Origin of the sequence: Paenibacillus sp. FSL R5-0378, assembly GCF_038009285.1 — a bacterium.
GTDB classification, from domain to species: Bacteria; Bacillota; Bacilli; order Paenibacillales; family Paenibacillaceae; genus Paenibacillus_AQ; species Paenibacillus_AQ favisporus.
Genome location: NZ_JBBPAY010000002.1, coordinates 1 through 18,721 on the forward strand (window position 1 = coordinate 1; position 18,721 = coordinate 18,721).

Annotated in this window: 17 protein-coding genes and 2 pseudogenes; 18 read left to right on the forward strand and 1 reads right to left on the reverse strand. The window is 46.7% G+C overall.

The features are described from left to right. Nucleotides 1–259 precede the first annotated feature (259 nt). The 13 genes and pseudogenes from MKY74_RS33530 (at nucleotide 260) to MKY74_RS33590 (ending at nucleotide 12,057) form a co-directional block, all read left to right on the forward strand. Nucleotides 260–592, forward strand: a complete 333-nt coding sequence (locus tag MKY74_RS33530) for an antibiotic biosynthesis monooxygenase family protein (RefSeq protein ID WP_076175467.1) — start codon at nucleotides 260–262, stop codon at nucleotides 590–592. 34 nt (nucleotides 593–626) lie between these two features. Next, nucleotides 627–698, forward strand: a pseudogene (locus tag MKY74_RS33535) (VOC family protein); the annotation flags it as partial. A 97-nt stretch (nucleotides 699–795) separates the two neighbouring features. Continuing rightward, a complete protein-coding gene (locus MKY74_RS33540; protein ID WP_076175465.1) occupies nucleotides 796–1,620 on the forward strand; it encodes an alpha/beta fold hydrolase in 825 nt (274 codons plus the stop codon). Between the two features lie 213 nt (nucleotides 1,621–1,833). Then, nucleotides 1,834–2,040 (forward strand): annotated as a pseudogene (locus MKY74_RS33545) (helix-turn-helix domain-containing protein); the annotation flags it as partial. Between the two features lie 512 nt (nucleotides 2,041–2,552). Then, nucleotides 2,553–4,355 (forward strand): sensor histidine kinase, encoded by a 1,803-nt coding sequence (locus tag MKY74_RS33550; RefSeq protein WP_244169429.1) that lies wholly within the window; start codon nucleotides 2,553–2,555, stop codon nucleotides 4,353–4,355. Further along, nucleotides 4,330–5,532 carry a response regulator transcription factor gene (locus tag MKY74_RS33555; RefSeq protein ID WP_076175460.1) on the forward strand — a complete coding sequence of 401 codons (1,203 nt, stop codon included), beginning with the start codon at nucleotides 4,330–4,332 and terminating at the stop codon, nucleotides 5,530–5,532. Before MKY74_RS33550 ends, MKY74_RS33555 begins: the two co-directional genes overlap by 26 nt. A gap of 256 nt (nucleotides 5,533–5,788) precedes the next feature. Further along, the gene (locus tag MKY74_RS33560; RefSeq protein ID WP_076175457.1) at nucleotides 5,789–6,256 is read left to right on the forward strand and encodes a YhcH/YjgK/YiaL family protein; all 468 of its coding nucleotides are present in this window, start codon (nucleotides 5,789–5,791) and stop codon (nucleotides 6,254–6,256) included. A 37-nt stretch (nucleotides 6,257–6,293) separates the two neighbouring features. Next, a complete protein-coding gene (locus tag MKY74_RS33565; protein ID WP_076175454.1) occupies nucleotides 6,294–7,697 on the forward strand; it encodes an ABC transporter substrate-binding protein in 1,404 nt (467 codons plus the stop codon). Between the two features lie 94 nt (nucleotides 7,698–7,791). Beyond that, the gene (locus tag MKY74_RS33570) at nucleotides 7,792–8,667 is read left to right on the forward strand and encodes a carbohydrate ABC transporter permease (protein ID WP_076175451.1); all 876 of its coding nucleotides are present in this window, start codon (nucleotides 7,792–7,794) and stop codon (nucleotides 8,665–8,667) included. Nucleotides 8,668–8,677: 10 nt separating this feature from the next. Further along, complete coding sequence (locus MKY74_RS33575; RefSeq protein ID WP_076175449.1) at nucleotides 8,678–9,520, forward strand: carbohydrate ABC transporter permease; 843 nt, start codon at nucleotides 8,678–8,680, stop codon at nucleotides 9,518–9,520. A 22-nt stretch (nucleotides 9,521–9,542) separates the two neighbouring features. Further along, entirely contained in the window at nucleotides 9,543–10,424 is an 882-nt protein-coding gene (locus MKY74_RS33580; protein ID WP_076175447.1) for an ROK family protein, read from the forward strand. Nucleotides 10,425–10,439: 15 nt separating this feature from the next. Then, nucleotides 10,440–11,363, forward strand: a complete 924-nt coding sequence (locus MKY74_RS33585; RefSeq protein WP_076175444.1) for a dihydrodipicolinate synthase family protein — start codon at nucleotides 10,440–10,442, stop codon at nucleotides 11,361–11,363. Nucleotides 11,364–11,376: 13 nt separating this feature from the next. Continuing rightward, a complete protein-coding gene (locus MKY74_RS33590; protein ID WP_076175441.1) occupies nucleotides 11,377–12,057 on the forward strand; it encodes an N-acetylmannosamine-6-phosphate 2-epimerase in 681 nt (226 codons plus the stop codon). A gap of 358 nt (nucleotides 12,058–12,415) precedes the next feature. Here the strand turns inward: MKY74_RS33590 and MKY74_RS33595 are convergent, their stop codons facing one another. After that, nucleotides 12,416–12,706: a hypothetical protein gene (locus tag MKY74_RS33595; protein WP_076175439.1), complete on the reverse strand. Its 291-nt coding sequence runs from the start codon at nucleotides 12,704–12,706 to the stop codon at nucleotides 12,416–12,418. A gap of 302 nt (nucleotides 12,707–13,008) precedes the next feature. Here MKY74_RS33595 and MKY74_RS33600 point away from each other — a divergent pair, with 302 nt between their 5' ends. From MKY74_RS33600 to MKY74_RS33620, 5 genes are all read left to right on the forward strand, one after another. Next, nucleotides 13,009–13,167, forward strand: a complete 159-nt coding sequence (locus MKY74_RS33600) for a hypothetical protein (protein WP_167372929.1) — start codon at nucleotides 13,009–13,011, stop codon at nucleotides 13,165–13,167. Nucleotides 13,168–13,430: 263 nt separating this feature from the next. Beyond that, the gene (locus MKY74_RS33605) at nucleotides 13,431–13,979 is read left to right on the forward strand and encodes a hypothetical protein (protein ID WP_076175436.1); all 549 of its coding nucleotides are present in this window, start codon (nucleotides 13,431–13,433) and stop codon (nucleotides 13,977–13,979) included. 32 nt (nucleotides 13,980–14,011) lie between these two features. Further along, the gene (locus MKY74_RS33610; protein WP_144025522.1) at nucleotides 14,012–14,965 is read left to right on the forward strand and encodes a hypothetical protein; all 954 of its coding nucleotides are present in this window, start codon (nucleotides 14,012–14,014) and stop codon (nucleotides 14,963–14,965) included. 564 nt (nucleotides 14,966–15,529) lie between these two features. Then, on the forward strand, nucleotides 15,530–16,654 hold the full coding sequence (locus MKY74_RS33615; RefSeq protein WP_076175432.1) for an AlbA family DNA-binding domain-containing protein: 1,125 nt from the start codon (nucleotides 15,530–15,532) through the stop codon (nucleotides 16,652–16,654). 763 nt (nucleotides 16,655–17,417) lie between these two features. After that, nucleotides 17,418–18,719: a competence protein CoiA family protein gene (locus MKY74_RS33620; RefSeq protein ID WP_076175429.1), complete on the forward strand. Its 1,302-nt coding sequence runs from the start codon at nucleotides 17,418–17,420 to the stop codon at nucleotides 18,717–18,719. Nucleotides 18,720–18,721: the final 2 nt, after the last annotated feature.

The window sequence follows — 18,721 nt, forward strand, 5'->3', positions numbered from 1 at the left end:
TGGTGCCACAAGAGAAGCGGTATCGCTTACCTTACAGGAACTATCCAATGAAGGTATTATCGTGACCAGCCGCAGAATGGTCATGATTCATATCGAAAAAGCGATGAAAGAACTGGCTTAATTTCATGACCTGTATGAATTTTCCTTCGACTGTATGCTTTTGGACGTAATCTAAATTACTGTCGAATTATTCATCTAGCGTTATGATAAATGCCGTAACGGAATCACTGCATATATGAAACATATAGGAGGAGTCAACATGTCCAATCCACAAGTTCAACTGAATATTCGATTCAAAGCTAAACCAGGGAAGAAAGAAGAATTCCGCAAGGAGCTATTTTCTCTAATTGAGGAGATGTCATCCGAAAAGGCATTTATTAGCGCTATTGTTTCGGATAATCTGGATCAACCGGATGAACTGCTCATTTATGAAACATGGAAAGGCACGAGAGATAGCTGGCTTGATGAAGAATTTACTAAACCATACCGCAAGGATTACGAAGTAAGACTGGATGATTTAATTGTGGAAAGAAGCGTTAGCTGGTTGCAACCTAACCGTGAATGGGGAAGTCATATAACGAATGCATATTAATTTTTATAAATGAGAAATAGCATCTACAGCTGTACAAATGGGCGAAGTCACAATAGCTGTCTTCGACGATACATGCGGCAACCTTATTCAGATAATGCAGGAGTAAACTTTATTTATGGTAGAAAAAGTTATGCAATAAAGTGTTTTTATAAACAATTTAACAACAACTTTATGTTGAGACCTACTAGAAGGAGGAAAGCATCATGGCATTTTTCGAAACAAGTGACGGCGTCAAATTGTATTATCAGCAAAAAGGAGAAGGACAACCGATTGTGCTCGTCCATGGCTGGTCATCGGATCATACAGCATTCGATCAACCATTTGAAGAATTGAGCAAAAATTTCAATGTAGTGTCTTTTGATTTGAGAGGACATGGCGCTTCTGATCGCCCGGAGCATGGTTTGACATTGAAGAGATTCGCTTCCGATTTGGAAGAACTAATGGAGCATCTTAACTTGATGAATGTCACATTAGTTGGACACTCGATGGGGGTTTCTACGACATTCGAGTATGTAAAAAACTTCGGTGTATCCAGATTGAAGGCCGTATCGTTGTTCGACATGACACCAAAATTAGTCAATGAAGAGGATTGGAATTTAGGTCTTTATCACGGTAAATATACGCGGGAAGACTCATTGAATGATTTGACAGTGATCAATGATAGCTTGATGGAATTCGCAAAGCCTTTCTTTAAAGTGATCGTCCCATACTTGACTGGTGAAATGATGGAAGAGCAGCTCAATTTAGTAGTCAACGGCAATACCCCTCATGTATTAGCGGCAATGTGGCATGCGATGGCAGTTGGCGATTATCGTGACGTGTTACCACAAATCACTGTACCAACACAAATTGTGTATGGAGAAAAGAGTACACTTTACTCAAAAGAAACAGCTGAATACATGAAGGAACAGATTCCGAATTCTGAAGTGATTCCGTTTGAAAACTGCACGCACTTATTAGTTGCGGAAGATGTAGTAAAAACAGCAAAAGTAATTGAAGAACTTGCAAGTTCTATGGTGAATTCATAAATAATGAAGGGGCAGTCTAAAAAGTCCCTAAGTGGAAAAATTGGTTTTTAGGGATCTACGTGGTAAAGTGCTTTACTTTCTCAGGCAGAGGAGTCTATATAGGCTCTCTGCCTGATTTTCATACTGCGACGGATTTGATTGTATTGCTTTGCCGGATGTATTCAATCAAACGAAGGTAATCAGGATGTGTTTCTTCTACAGGAGAACCCAAACATGAGCTACTCCCATCTTAGCATAATCGAACGAGGACAACTAGAGACGTTACATCGGCTTGGGTGGTCGACGAGAGCCATTGGCCAGCATCTTGGTCGTCAACACTCCTCCATTGCCCGAGAACTCAAGCGAGGCCGAGTAAAGGCGTGCTATGAAGCCGAGGCTGCACAAGGATCGTACCGACAAAGACGAGTGTCCTGCGTTCCATAGTTAAACTCGATTAATTTGTCAGGTGTCGGGGGACAAGAACATTGTCCCATTGGAAGTCGCTATTTTGAAGTGACCCCCAAAAGTTAGACACGCTGATGCTGCTTATAGGAGCATACCTATATAACCATTTTGGGTAATCTTGGTTGACTCTATACTCAAAATAAAAAATACCCTGTCGGCACGTAGCCAAGCAGGGCCTGCATATAGAGAAATCAAATTGATTCACGAGATTGGAAACGATTCAAGACTAAGAAAAGAAGAGACGGATAAATGCACATCCAAATGAAATGTTCTTCCTTGGCTGCGGGCGCCAATACAACGGCGGGCGGATTACTTTATTACGTTGACCTGCTTGAATCTGAAATATGGGAGCGGGCCAGCTATTATCCTCCTCTCATGGACAAGGCTTGCATAACCTTATACACTGGCCCTATAATTGAACTCTGGCATGGTATCGCTTACAACTTCAACATGGTGCAGTCAGCAGCCAGCTTAAGGGAGCGAGCACGATGGGAAACATGAACAAAACATGGAGCCGTTTGAATTCGATCCGCAACAAAATATTTTTCTCCATTCTGGTATTTCTGATTATCCCCGTTCTTTTGACTTTCTACGTTATGGACAAGCCTCTGGAAAAGGTGATTGAGCGCAAGATCGGCCGCTCCGCCCAGGACGCGCTGTATTTGGTGAATTTCAACGTTCAATTATTCCTTGAGGAGATGCTGCAGTCCTCCGTTAATATAACGATTAACCACAGCATTACCAAGCTGCTTAAAGACCCGGATGCCTACAGCAAATACGAAAAGCTCCGCTTGAACGATACTGTCTTTAACCGGCTGTTCAGCTCTTATTTTTCCAATACTTACGTCACCTTGTTTGACCGGCAAGGGAACTGGCTCAGCACGAGCTATATGTTCGATCCGCTGCTGCACGGCTATCTGGATTCGCCATGGTACCAAGATATGATGGGCAAGCCCTACCAGATCAAGTGGATGTTCAACAACAAGGAGCTGATGTACGCCGACCGCAAGCCGCTGATTACGCTCGTCAAGACGATCACCGAGCTGCAGACGAACCAAAATACGGGCATGATCGTGTTCAGCGTGCGCGAAGAGGATATCCGCAAATATTTGACCGGGCTGGAAGGTAACACCTACTTGGTAGACAGCGGCGGTACGGTTGTCTCCAGTGCCGACAAGAATCAAATCGGGGAGAGCCTGCTGAAGGAGAGCTACATGCCGAAGGTGCGGGACTCCGCGCGCGGACAGCAGATTTTTGAAAAGGACGGGCAGAAGTGGATCGCCAATTATGATACGGTTCGCATCAACGGCTGGAAAATCATTCAGATCGTTCCTTATGACACAGTCTTCAAGGAGATTTTCGATATCAGGAAAACGAACCTGCTGATCTTTATCGCGATTTTTGTCGTATTTTCATTCATCACGATCTCCATCGCGTACAGCATATCGAAGCCGCTTAAGCTGCTGCGCAAAAAAATGCGGGAGCTGGAGGACAAAGAGTTTTATTCCAACATCGCCGTGACGGGACCGCAGGAAATATCGTCGCTCATCGAGACCTATAACAAGATGGTGAAGAAAATCCGCGGGCTGCTCGGCAGGGTGAAGGAGGAATACGAGCAAAAGGAGGATATGCGCTTTCGGGCGCTGCAAGCACAGATCAATCCGCATTTTCTGTTGAATACGCTCAATAACATCAAGTGGATGGCCTATATCCGCAACGATAAGGAAGTCGGCGACATGCTGTCCAATCTGGGCGGCATCCTGGAGGGAAGCATTGGTCGCGGTGGCAGCCTCATCACACTCCGGCAGGAGCTGGACTATATCGGCAACTATATGGCGTTGATGAAAATGAGCCATCCTGACGCGATATCGCTCCATATCGACGTTCCGCACGAGCTGATGGATCAGGAAGTCATCAATATCATGCTGCAGCCGATCATCGAAAATTGCCTTGTGCATGGCCTGCAGGATCAGGCGGGCAGCGGTTTGATCACGATTCGGGCTTGGCATGAACGGGACGATTTCGTGCTGCGGGTGACCGATAACGGCAGCGGGATGAGCCGGGACAAGCTGGAAGAAATCCGCGGCAAGCTGGAAGCCGGTACGGCATCCCCGGCGCCAGAGCGAATCGGCGTGCGGAACGTGCATGAACGGATCCGGCTCCAATACGGCGACACTTACGGCTTAACCTTAATCAGCGAAGAAGGCCGGGGCACAAGCGTCGAATACAGGCTGCCGATTAGAAAAGCTCAGAAGGAGGTTGGCGATGAAGCGAAAAGTAATGCTGGTTGATGATGAGCTGCTGGTTCGTTTAGGGATCAAATCGCTGATCGATTGGGAGCAGCATCATTTTGAATTTATCGGAGACGCCCCTGACGGGGAAAAGGCGTTGGAGTTAATGGAGCAAAGCGTTCCGGACATTCTGCTGACGGACATCGTCATGCCGCGCATGAACGGGCTTGAGCTGATCAAGCGGGTGAGGGAACGGTATCCGGCCACGCTGATTATCGTGCTGAGCAGCCACAACGAATTCGATTACGTACGGACCGCGATGAAGCTCGGCGTCGAGGATTACATGCTGAAAACCTCGATGAAGCCTGATGAGCTGCTGAATCTTTTGGTTGAGGCTTCCAAGAAAATCGAGAGCCCCGGAGACCAAGCGAAGTCGGCTGCGACCGGCGCCGGAACGGTCCAGAGCTCACGCAGGGATGAGGTGACGGCGGGTCTTCGCAGCCTGCTGGAGGGCCATCCCGAGGAGCCTGCCCTCCCTGCGACTTTGACGCTGCCTCCCCGCAGCGTGCTGCTGCTGCTGCATGTGCGGCATGCCCGCGAAGGCGGCGCGGAGGCTTCGGCAATGAAGCTGCTGGAGCATCTGGTGGAGACGGAGCTGGAGTCTCTGCTGGACAGCCATCCGGTAGCGGTGGACGGCCGCATCATCGCGGCACTGCTCGCCGTTTCGGATGAGGAGCAGCCTGATTTGGAGCGGCAGGTTGCGGCGCTGGCGGGCTCCGCGCAAGTTCTGCTCGGCATCACGCTGCGCTCGGAAACGGCGGGGCCGCTTGTGCAATGGGAGGACATTCCCGGCGCCTACGCCAAAGCAAAGTCGGCTCTGCTGGATGCCGGGATGCAGCTAACGTCGCGTGAGGACATTAACATGCTGCTATCGTACCTCAAAGAGAACTTGACGAAGGACATTTCGCTGAAGGAAGCGGCAGAGCGCATCAATATCAGCGATACGTACCTGAGTACGATTTTCAAGAAGGAAACGGGTATGGGCTTCACCGATTGGATCAATACGATGCGCATCGAGCAGGCCGCAAGCCTGCTGATGGAAACGAGCCTGCCGAGCTACCTGATCGCCGAGCAGGTGGGCTACGAAAATATTAACTACTTTGGGCGGATCTTCAAAAAATTGAAAGGCGTCAGCCCGCAAAAATACCGCGCACAGTTCCAGAAAACGGAAGTGTAGCGCGCTTACGACCTCCTGCATCCGCAGGAGGATTTGTTTTTTCTTACCCCATCCAAAAATAATGAACATCGCGCTCCAAAATTCGTGAACATGTGCGTCAGCTTGATGTAAAGCGTTTTAAAAATGTTGAACATCAAACCGTGAAATTTGTTCCTGTTTGCGCGTTTAGGGCGGGGCTATACTTTTCCTATAAGTCATTCACTTGTCAAAAATCCTGATAGGTCCATGATTTCACACGCAAGGGAGGAACTACAGCATGATCGTCGGATCGCTAACGCATTGGCCACAGGAGCGGACATACGCGCATCCCGTGATACGCAAAGCCATCGATTTTCTGCAGACCGCCGAATTCAGCCAGCTGGACAATGGCAAGCACCCGATTTGGGGGCAGGACATGTACGCTTTGGTCTCGAGCATCCGGACCAAGCCGGCATCGCAGCAACCGGCGGAGAAGCATGAGGTCTTCCTCGATATCCATTATGTGATCGAAGGGGAAGAGACGATCGGCTGGCAGCTGCAGGACGACCGCGCGAAGCCGTTTGAATGCAGTCCGGAGGAGGATTATTCACTGTTCACGGAGCTGGACGCCGAGTCCATGATCCGGCTTAAACCGGGCATGTATGCCGTCCTGTATCCGGAGGACATCCACCGTCCGGGCTTAACCGAGGCGGAGCCGTCCGATGTCAGAAAGGCCGTCATCAAGATCAACCGTCATCTGTTTTAACCCAGTCTCAAAGAAAGATCTAAGGGGGCATGATTCGATGTTTAAGAAACGGATATTTACGGCAGCTGCCGCGCTCGTCGTCGTGATGGGCATGCTGGCGGGATGCGCAGGCGGAGGCCAGAAAGATGCCGAAAACAGCGGTAGCACGGACACTTCTTCCGGCAAAAAAGACAAGGTGGAGCTTTCCTTATGGCTGACACCGCAGTGGAAAGGTGTCATGGACGCATCTGAGCAAAATGCGGACTATGACAGCTTCTTCAAATACGCCGCAGACAAATTTTCCAAGCAGTACGACAAATACGACGTGAAAGTGAACGTGCAGGTCATCGCGGGCGACCAGCGCGACGAAATGCTGAACGTCAATCTTAACGGAGGCACGCCGCCGGACATTTTCTTTGAGAGCGTGTTCGCCATGGGCGACTATGTGCACCGCGGAGCGCTTGAACCGCTAGACGATATCGTAGACGACGCGGCCAAGAAGGATATCGACCAGAAATATTGGGACAACGTGACCTTCGGCGATAAGGTGTATTTTTATCCGTTCGCCCACAACCCGGGCACGCTCGCTTACAACGCGGACATGTTCAAAAACGCAGGCCTGGATAGCTACGTCGGCGGTGAAAACGAGATCAAGACCTGGACGTTGGACGATTACGACAACATTCTGAAAACGTTGAAGGACAAGCTTCCGAAGGGCTCATACCCGATGGGGCTGTATGCGCTCAACAACCAGGGCGACACCTGGAATCTGGCGTATTTGCGGATGTTCGGCAACAAGTTTTTCGACGATCAGGGCAACATCATCGTCAATGATGAGAACGGTGTCAAAGCAGCCGATTGGCTGAAAAAGATTTACGACGAGGGCTATACGAACCCCGGAGCGGAATCTGTATCCTCGAACGATGCCAATGCGATGTTCCAAAACCAGCAGCTGGCGATCAGCTTTACGAATCCGGTGCTGTTCAACAACTCCAAGGCTGACATGGAAGCCGGCAAAGCGCCGAAGTTCGATATCCGCCTTGCCAATATCCCGTCCGCAAGCGGCAAGCCGCTGTCCTTTACGTACGTCATCGGCGCTTCCGTATTCAAAACGGGCGATGCTGTGAAGACCCAGGTGGCCAAGGACTTCGTGAAGTTCTTCTCCACCGATCCGGAGCTGGTGAAGGCATCCAAGAACAGCGTTCCGGTTCGTAGCTCGGTGGCTGCTGAGTTCAAGGACCAATACCCGCTGTTCGCCGCTTATGACGCGAACGCTTCGAACCTGTTCAACTTTACAGGCAACGTTCCGGGCTACAGCGAGCTGAGACAAGTGCTTTATCCTGAGCTGCAAGCTATGTACATTGGCGAAAAAACGCCGGCACAGGCCGTGAAGGATTACCAGGAGAAAGGCAACGACGTCATCCAGAAGGCGAAGGAAAGCTCGGCTATTTTCAAAAAGTAACCCGCGAAGTCTCCCATATCAATAAGATTCTGACCCCGCCGCAGCCCGACAGTGGTGCGGCAGGGCCATGAATTTGGAAAGGTAACGGATATCCATGAAACTGCGAACCTACCACTGGAAAGAAAACGTGACCGGCTATCTGTTCATTTTGCCACAATTTCTGATGTTCCTCATTTTTATCGTCTATCCGATCATCGAAGGGATCCGGCTCAGCTTGTACAAGGTGCAGTTCAAGCAGGAAACGTTCGTTGGATTTGACAACTACGTCACGCTGTTCCATGATCCCGTCTTTTTCAAGTCGATATACAACACGGTTATTTTTGTTGTCTTCATAGTTCTTCTAACAGTCGCTTTTGCGATATTCGTCGCTTCGTCCGTGTTCGATAAAAACGCGAAATACGTCTCGTTTATCCGGGGCAGCTATTACATTCCGGTCATGGTCTCCATGGTCGTCATGAGCATGGTCTGGGGGTTCCTGCTAAACCCGGCCAACGGCCTTATTTCGTATGCGGCAAGGGAAATGGATTTTTCGATCGTCAATTTGCTTGGAAATAAACATACGGTTCTGCCGGTGATCATCTTCGTGACATTCGCAACCAACGTCGGCCAGGCGATCATTCTATATATTGCGGCGATGATCGGCGTGCCGAAGGATTTGTTCGAAGCGGCCGAGGTGGATGGGGCGAGCCGGGTCCGGATCATTTTCCAGATTCTAATTCCGCTGGTCAAGCCGACCACGATTTACATCACGATCATCAACATTATCGCGGTGCTGAAAATCTTCGTCGTCATCCAGCTGCTGACAGGCGGCGGCCCGAATAACGCTTCCGTCACCATGATGTATTATCTCTACAACAATGCGTTCAAGTATAACCAGCTGGGTATTGCCTCCGCGGTCGGGGTCATCATGTTCATCATTACGATGCTGCTGTCCATACCGCAGCTCAGAGCCATGTTCAAGGAGAAGTGAGGGATAAATCATGCTTCAAACGAAAGAGAAGAACAAGCGAGAGAAGTACGATGTTGTCTCGAATGCCGTCATTATCCTCTTCGCTGTGCTGAATTTGTTTCCATTGTACTGGCTGTTTACCAGCTCGCTCAAAAACAGCTCCGACGTTATCAAAATGCCGCCCGACTGGTGGCCGCGGACGTTTACGTTCAGCAATTATACCGATGTTTTCAACAATCAGCCGGCTTTGCGCTGGACCTTCAACAGCTTGTACGTGGCCGGGGTCAGCACCATTCTGGTCGTGATTGCCAGCTCGATGGCTGCATATGCATTTTCGAAATTGAACTTTTTCGGCAAAAACCTGCTGTTTGTCATCTTCATTTCAAGCCTGATGGTGCCGAAGGAAGTCATGATCGTGCCTTTGTACCGGATCTCCCAGGACCTTGGCATGGTGAACTCCCTATGGGGGATGATTTGGCCGAATGTCGCCACGGCCTTCGGGGTGTTTCTTCTTAAAGGTTTCTTCGACGGCGTGCCGGATGCTCTCCGGGAGGCGGCCCGGATCGATGGTGCCGGTGAAGTGAGGACGTTTCTGCAGATTTTGCTTCCGATCGTCAAGCCTGGGATCGGCGCGCTGTTCATCCTGAACTTCGTGCAGGTATGGAACGACTATCTATGGCAGCTGGTCGTCGGCCAGGACAAAAACGTGAAAACGCTGATGGTCGGCATTGCGACGCTGATGCAGGACTTGAACCCGAATTTTGCCTACAAAATGGCGGGTGCGACCGTGGCGGCCGTGCCGATGCTTCTGATCTTCCTCTTGTTCCAAAGGTACTTTACAAGGGGAATTGCCGGCGGTGCTGTGAAGGAATAACGATACAAGCGAGGTTAAAAGGATGAAGCATGTCATAGGCATTGACGTGGGCGGTACGGAAATCAAGGCGGCGGTATTCGATGTCAACGCGGACATCGTGTTCCATCATAAGGTAGAGACGCCAGCCGGGGATGCTCGTATCCGGATACCCGAGGCGGTGTCGGGTATCCTGAATGGCCTGATCGAAGCCTACGGGAATCTCGTTCGAGGGGTGGGCATCAGCACGGCAGGGGTCGTGGACACCGTCAGCGGGGAGATTCTGTTTGCGGGCGGCACGATCCCTTCGTACAAAGGGACGAACCTGAAAGAGCGGATCGAGGAACGCTATGGGCTACCCGTCGCGATCGACAACGACGTCAACGCTGCGGCCCGTGGTGAGTGGTGGAAAGGAGCTGCCCGTGGCAGCGACCACTTCTTCTGCATGACGCTCGGCACGGGCATCGGCGGCTGCATGTTCAGCGGGGGCGAGCCCGTACGCGGGGCCCACTATCGGGCCGGCGAGATCGGCCATACGCTGTACGACAAGCAGAGCGGCACGACGTACGAGCAGCGGGCGTCCATGTCCGCTTTGATGCAGCGGGCGGCGCTTGAGATCGAAGGGTTTTCCGGAGACGGCTTCGAGCTGTTCGGACGTGCCCGGAATGGTGATCCGGCCTGCCTGCGGCTGATCGACGGTTGGGCGGAGGAAATTGCAAGGGGCATTGCCGAGATGATCCTGTACGCGGATCCGTCCCTGATCGTCATCGGCGGAGGTGTCTCGGAGCAAAAGGGATTTTTGCTGGATCGTATCGCTGCGCATGCGCACGCCTATCTGCCTGCGGGCTTCTCGCAGACGAAGCTTGTCAGCGCAGAGCTCGGCAACAAGGCGGCATTGTATGGCGCGGTATATCCTTACTTTAAATAAAATGGAGTGATATTCATGAAATCAGACATCGTTTCCCGATACCAAGGCATTTATATCGCGATGTATTCGGCTTATGACGAAGCCGGAAACGTGGACCAGGAGCGCGTAAAAAAACTCGCGAGATATTACGTCGGCAAGGGTGTGAAGGGACTTTACGTTGGCGGAAGCTCGGGCGAGGGGATTTTGCAGAACGCCGAGGAGCGCAAGCAGGTGCTGGAAGCGGTGATGGAGGAAGTCCAAGGCGAGCTGACGATTATCGTGCATGTCGGTGCGAACTCGACCCGGGAAAGCGTGGAGCTTGCGAAGCATGCGGAAACGGTCGGCGCCGACGTCATCTCCGCCGTGCCTTCCATTTATTATCGCCTGCCGGAGGCGGCGGTGGAAAACCACTGGCAGCACATGATCGACAGTACCAACCTGCCGTTCATCATTTACAACATACCGCAGACAACAGGCTTCACGCTGAGCACGGGCCTGCTGGCCAAGCTGGCGAAGCAGGATAAGGTCATCGGTGTCAAAATGTCCGGGGAAAGCACGTTTGAGCTCCAGCAGTACAAGGAGACCGGTGGCGAAGGTTTCCTCGTGTTCAATGGTCCGGATGAGCAGTTTCTGGCCGGACGTATCATGGGTGCGGACGGAGGCATTGGCGGTACGTATGGCGTGATGCCGGAGCTGTTCGTCCAGCTGAACCGCCTGTTTATGGACAACCGTATCGAAGAAGCCCAGACGCTGCAGACGAAAGTGAACGGCTTCATAAAAAGGCTGCTGAGCTATCCGTCCCTGTACGGAGCCTGCAAGTACATTCTCAACCTGCAGGGCGTCGCCACGGGGGCGCCGCGACTGCCGCTGCTGCCGGTCCGGCCGGAGCATCATGCATCGCTGGCGGAACTGAACAAGGACATCGAAGCAGCCATTGCTCAATACACAAACGGAGAATAAGGGGGCACCGAAAATGATCGAACAGATTAAAGGCGGACTCGTCGTCTCGTGTCAGGCGTTGGATCATGAGCCGCTGCACAGCTCGTATATTATGGCCAAAATGGCTCTGGCGGCCCTGGAGGGAGGGGCGGTCGGTATCCGGGCAAACAGCCGGGAGGATATCATCGCGATCAGGAAAGAGGTGCCTCTCCCCGTCATCGGCATCGTTAAACGGGATTATCCAGACAGCGAAGTGTTTATTACGGCAACGAAAAGGGAGATCACGGAGCTGCTCGAAAGCGGCTGCGAGATGATCGCGATGGACTGCACGAAGCGCGATCGTCCGAACGGCGAGACGCTGGCGGAGCTCGTCGCTTACTGCCGCTGGCAAAATCCGGCGGTCGAGCTGATGGCTGACATTTCCACGGTGGAGGAAGCGGTCATGGCGCAGGAGCTGGGCTTTGACTGCGTGTCGACGACGCTGCATGGGTATACGTCGTATACGTCGGCGACCAAGCTGTATGACAACGACTTCGAATTTCTGAAGTCGGTGCTGCGTGAGGTCGATATCCCCGTCATTGCGGAAGGCAACGTCATTACGCCGGACATGTTCAGCCGATGTCTCGAACTGGGCGCATACGCGGCCGTCGTAGGCGGTGCCATTACGAGACCAAAGAAAATAACATCGAGATTTGTACAGGCATCCGTTAAATGATCCCATATTGCTCAGTAGCACCAGCAGCCAGGCGGAGATCCGCCTGGCTGCTTTTTTTCTTCTATTGCCGACCGCACGAACATTCGATTATTTCCCGGTCTGGTCTATGGCGACGTTTCTTTTTCACAAAATCAGGATTTTGTACATATGTCCGTGAATCTTATAAATGTCTTATTCTATTAGGATTTTTAAGGGTTTTGTTTGTGTCACGACCACGGTAACCAATTATACAAATTTTGGCTTTTTTCGGCTAACGTTTATGTTTCTCGTCTTTCGACTACTTATCCTTCGGTTCTGACAAGAATATTTATAAAAATAGCCGCAACCATGCCTCTAATAAGTTTGTAAGTTCTTCTTGTTATATAATAGTTGTTCGTTTCAGTCGACTTAGTTCTTTGCGTGCCTGGTCCAGCTCATCTTCGAGCTTTGCCTTTTCACTCGACAGCTCCGCCAGCTTCGACTGCAAATATTGGATTTTATCTTCTGATGATTGATTCTCGATAAACCCAATGAGATCTCCGACATATTCATAAGTGTTTGCGATCCGTCTTGATGCGGATCTGAACGAGATAACCTTGCCGGCATTTTCTAATTCTCGAATCGCCCGTATTGCAGTCATCAAAGCTACTCCGGATTCCTTGGCCACCACGGTCAGCGTCTCCTGGAACCGACGATCGCCGCGGAAAAAAAATCATGATCATTGGTGGGGAACTTATATTACTTGGCTTAGTTTTTAATTTAATTGTAGATTTTAAATTTAGATTTCCAAGCTTAAGCTTCATATTCATTTTGTTAGGGACTTTAACTTGTTTCGTTGGATTATGCAGAAAAGATTAACAAAGCGGAAAAGATTAATTCAAATACAAGTAACTGTTTTCGTGTTGAAAGGTTTATTTTCAACTAGGCTGCTCATTTGAAGTGGAACTAAATTATTCGGAAGGAGACCATGTTATGAAGGAGAATAGAGAGTATAAAGTTCCGAAGGATATTTCTATTAATGCTATCTATGAACCCAATATGGAAAAAATGGTTAAAGCATTAAAAATCGTTCTTGAAAGCCCAATTCACAATCAAAATAAATCAAAGAAAACCAAGAAGGTAGGAAAATAAGTGAATTGGAAATAAGCAGCTATGTAACGTGATTTGTTAATATGATTATAAAAATAGGGGCTCTCAATGAGCTCCTTTATTTCGTTTATATTGGCTTCAGCCATTAAGCTAACAGGCAGGATTATTTAATTTTTAATGTTGACCAAGTACTAACTCTGAATTATATTATAAAAATAGATATGGAACTAATTGAAAAATACAATAAAACTCCTTTAGCCATAATTTAAAAAAGCGATTTTATAATAATAAGAGAGGAGAATAAAATGAAAAAAGTAATTGAGGGCGCTGTATATAACACGCAGACAGCTAAAAAAATCTGCGAACAACGCACGAATGAAGCTAATCATGGAAAGGGAGCTTATGTAGATCAATTAAAACAGCTTTACAAAACAAAGAATGGAAATTTCTTCTTTTTCATCAAGAATAATTTTCCTACTTATGTTGACGTAAACAATGATGACTTGAATCCAAAATTCGAATTAATGGATGTAGTAGAAGAGAAAATCAAACCGGTCACTTATGAACTGGCTGTTCAATTTGCAAGTGAAGTCATTACTTATGATCCAGAATCTAAAAAAGGATTGGGTAAATTTTTCCCCGAACTTATTCAGAATGAAGAAACAGAAAATAAGAAAATCCAAAAAAAAATTTATATCTCAGAAAAATCAAGTTGGTATTTAGAAAAGATGTCAAAAGAAAGCAAAGACACTAACAGCAGCTTCATTGAAAAGCTTATAATTGAGGAATATCGAAGGCTATATAAAAAAGGAATAATGCAAGGGGATCCATTTTTTGAAATGGTTGATGAATAGAAACATAAATGATAAGTAAAGGAATGAATGAGATGAGAAGATGGACGATGAAGGAAACTGTGAAAGAAAAGCCCCTATCTGTAATTATCCTGACTATTATTTTGACAATCGCAATTAATAAACTGGTCAATCGAATATTGACTCAAGAGGTAATTCTTGAGGAAGGTCTGTACAGTTCTCGTACTATTCATTTCTCACTTGGCAGTTATGGTGTGATATTTGCGATCCCCGCTGGATTTATCAGTATCCTAGTTGTAAAGTTTTTCATGAATAAAATAAAAAGGCAGTCTAATTCTTTTGCTAATGAAAAAACCTTCAAATGGTACAGTATTTATGGAACTATATGCGGATACATCATCCTATTTCTTCTGCTTAACTTGACCAATACTTATGCATCTCAAATGATGGTAACTCATGTCTGGGACTCTTTCTTATATCTGGCTGTTTTATTCGTTATTCCAATTGTGTTTGCTGTAATATCTGCAAAGTTGATCAACAAAGTTATGATTCATATGACAAATACAAACCGCAGATTAATTGAAGAAATAGAGACAGGAAGATATGATGGAGAGTTTCAAAGTAATCGAAATAAAACCAGAGTGTTGAAGCTATTGAAAAAAGGTGAAGTATCTACCATCAAGGGAGGTCTATTGCGTCTTAAAATTCTTGATCTCTTACTTATGGTTGGTGGTACTATTATATTCATTCCGTTGTTATTAATAAATAAGTTCACTCCAAAACTTGAAAAACGAAACTATGCTACCGGATGGAATAATGGACTCAGTGAATTACACCAAGAGAGGAAACGATTAAAAAGTCAGGCATATGATACAGCTGAGCAAAAACGGAAACAGGCCAATTTTTCAAAAAGAATGTTTATAAAACAAGCTAATTATAATGCTAGGTATTCAAAAACAGAATGGAATCGAGCGGTTCGAGATGAAAGAGAATATAAGGAAGCCAAACGTGATGCAGATTCTTTATAGTTGGATCGACTTCTAATTTCGACTTCTAATTGAACGAATTTCGATAGAATTATTAATATTCTCATTATTATTCCTCCTTGACTTAACAAAAACGGAAATCTGCTAAATATAGAAAAATAGAATTTTTACTTATAATTGGACGTGAAACCCTTCGTAGAGTCAATGCTTGTATTGAGAAGGGGAGGACTTTTCGATCGAGACGACTTTAGGTGGCAGCAATGCACTGCGGCAAATGGAGAAGGCAAGGCAAGCAAGACTTTCATGTGAATCAATATTATGCAGGTCTGGAAAGCCAGATCGGGTGTACAATCAATCCCTAGCCGTTCGAAATCAGATGATGATTAGCAAGAGGCAGCGTACATACTCCCAAGTTCACCACATAGTTCGGGATATTTCTCCATCAAACGGAAGATAGCGAAATCTTCGGTGGCAAATGCAGTTCGGGCATCCTTCTATTTATACGCGACCAAAACAAATATTTCATTACATGAAGGATTCAAACCCAATATGCAATACATTGCAGCGTCATAACTTAATATGCCTTATTAAGGAGACAAGAAAAAAGTGACCTTTTACAAGAATTTCGAGGATGTGAACGAAGAAGATTTGAAGTTGCTGAAAGAAAATGGAGAAATTGAGGGGTTACAGCTTGAATTTAAAAGGAAGTTCCCACACCTAACTAGCTTGGTTGAAGAAGTTGTTTCGTTTGCAAATACTCAAGGTGGGGATCTATTCATTGGTATAGGTGAGATGAAAGATGGTCCGATCGAGTTGGAAGGGGTAGATGAAGACCCCGATAAGTTGATACTTCGTATTAAACAATCAATTGAAAGCAAAACAGACCCGAGGCTGATTAATATATTGTATCGGTCGATTTCTTTGGAAAATGGGAAGCGTGTAATCCATATTCGTGCTCCTCGCAGCTGGAATGCTCCACATATGGTAAAGGATAATGGTAAATTCATGATTCGGAGCGGTTCGGCGAAGATTATGGCAGGAACTTCTGAAATTAGAAGCATGATGGACAGACAAAATTATTTTCTCTCTAAATATGAACGCTTCCGGGCTAAGAGAGCTGAAAAGTCGCTGCATGTATACAAAGTAAAGCCACCCTTCATCTTGCTTCATTATGTTCCAGTCTCTGCATTCGATATCTCTTCAAATTATCCTGTCATTGACAGAAGGAGATACCTAACTTCTTTTGTTCTTGGTCGATCTCAAGCGGTTCAGAGGATTAATGCAGATGGTTTATTCTGCCATGATTCACAGGGGAATTACTTTAGAGGACATAATCAAATATTTAGGAATGGAATAACTGAACATGTTTCTAACTTTCATTTTTCTGATGAATCTTGGGTGGATGAAAGCAAAAGGCGTCCGACTTTTTATGTACCTGAGTTTGAATTTGAACTGAAGGAATCAATGGAATGGCAGTTCAAGAACTACTCGATTCTTGGAATGCGAGACCCTTTTTACATTTTTATCAGTATTGTTGGCGGAATGGGGGTTCGCACAACCAAAAGTTTGTGGGGTGAAGGCAGTTCCCAAGCGATTGACGAGGATTTTTTGACTTTACCAGAAGTACTCATTGAATCCTCTGATTCAGAAACTGTTGAAAAAACTGCCAATACGATATGCACCTATTTTTGGAACGCTTTTGGCTACCCTAAGCAACCGGAAATCATCTAATAAAATTCTGCAACGTTTATGAGCGGGAATGGCGCATATATGAGGATGAAAAGATCCGGGAATGTGCCCGGCAGGATTACCGCAAGGAAAAGGAGGAGGCAGCGTCCAACCTCAGCCCTCAAGCCGTGGCCAACATCTTATACTATGGTTCCATACTCGTATTCCTCGCCTTATTTGCCTTATTAGACGACCAATGGAAACGATTCGCATTTTTAGACCTGCTGGGGCTTATCGGTGTCGGACTAATTTTTATAATAGTCGCCCATATCTAAAGAAAAAACCGCGCGCAGATGCTTATCAATCAGAAATGGAACAGGATAGGCTCCGACGCGTTGCCGCCAGGAAACATAAATTTTAATCGAGTCGGTTTTAGGCTCTTTTATAGGCCGGTAACCGCTTACACTAGCGTCTTGGTGGAGAGTTGTTCTGTCCTCTTTAGTATTCACTTAATGGCGGAAGCTGGACCCCGCTTCCATTTGATCAATAGGTTAAATTTCAGCCAGGTGATGTGGTAGATGTTCGTGAAGCAGCGAGAGGTGAGTATCCTGCAGGAGCCAAAGAAACTTATACATTTTAACCGGATTATTCTTTAAAAGCTAAAGCCGCATATTGCGGCTTTTTTGCTTAATAGTGATGTACACGAATCGGAGAGTTATAATAGGCAATAACTAGAGTGATTTTTTTCTGAACTGAAATAGTCGTCTATCTTCAGTGGATACTGATCAAAATACGAAATCTGATAATTCTACAAGGGTGGCTCAGTATGGACATAGGGTTATATTTGGGGAAACTTATCAATATCAAGACAATAATAAATAGTGCAGCGGAGCGGGATTCCGAAATTGAGAAATATCGAAAATATGCGGAGAAGGAAACCATAACCTGTCCGTTCTGTATGGCAAACCTGTTGTTACGAGCTGGCGATATCCGGAATATTCATTTTGCTCATACCCGAGGAAAAACCTGTCAACTGGCTCGAGCTTATGATTCTTACCAGGCTCAAGTAAGCAGGGAGAATACGAAGCACTCAGTTATTAAAGAAATCATCTACACGGATCTAAAAGGGCAAGAGCGAATCAAATCTGATTTAAAAGTTGAGTATGGGTACAAAGAGAAGGGGCCGGAGTCATGGAGGTATTATCCGGACATTTATATCAACAACAACGGCAGGGAGTTCGCAGTTTCAATTATTACTAACGTGCATGAAATTGGTGACGATAAAGTTGTTCAGCTTATCAATAGGCGGACGAAGTACTTTAGAGATCGTGGACTTCAGACAATCTGGTTCGTAGAAGACCGGGAGTTGGCTGAGGATATTAATCATAATATGCTCCATCTATGGGAAGCTGAGTATGGACTAACGATGAAAACGACAGAGGATATCAAATGGGACCAGCTGCTTGAAGATTTATCTGAGGAGTTCCCTGACGTGAATATCCCCGCACTGTTTGGTTATCAAGCGCATGTGCCTTTGAACTTTGATGTTCGTAGCTTATACTATGTTCACTCCAAAGAAGACAGCATTACTATTTCAGTACATCGTTTAATTTTGGATCAGAAGAAAACGCCATATCGTGCCTTTTCTTTGACCAGAGGGTATCAGCTCAGTATTTCACATGCCCTCATCGTCCGAGATGAAATACTCCTTAGCGATGTGGAAGAAGAGGATAAGGAACGAACAAAATTCGCTTCTGATCTGATCCTTAAAGTTGAAGAACACCGGCATCGTTTAACATCTATTAATGAGAACTATATGGAACAGCCGAATCCAATAGCTGAGGTTCGGCAACACACATCGGAACGGTCGAGGTTCACCTCTCCAACAACTGATTCTGCAAACGCGGATCCAGACTTTGACTTGACAGGAAGCATTCTAATGCTAAAAAATTGCTCAATTTCGGAAGCAGAAGCGAAGCAACTTTATTATTATGTTCGTTTCAACCGAAGTGATTTAGCCGACTATGGACTAACCTTAAAAGATCTCGATAAAATGATTCAGTTTGCTTTGGGCAGGATTCAAGCCCCTCAAATACGTAAATGGCTTGTAGATATTCAATTTTTATAATC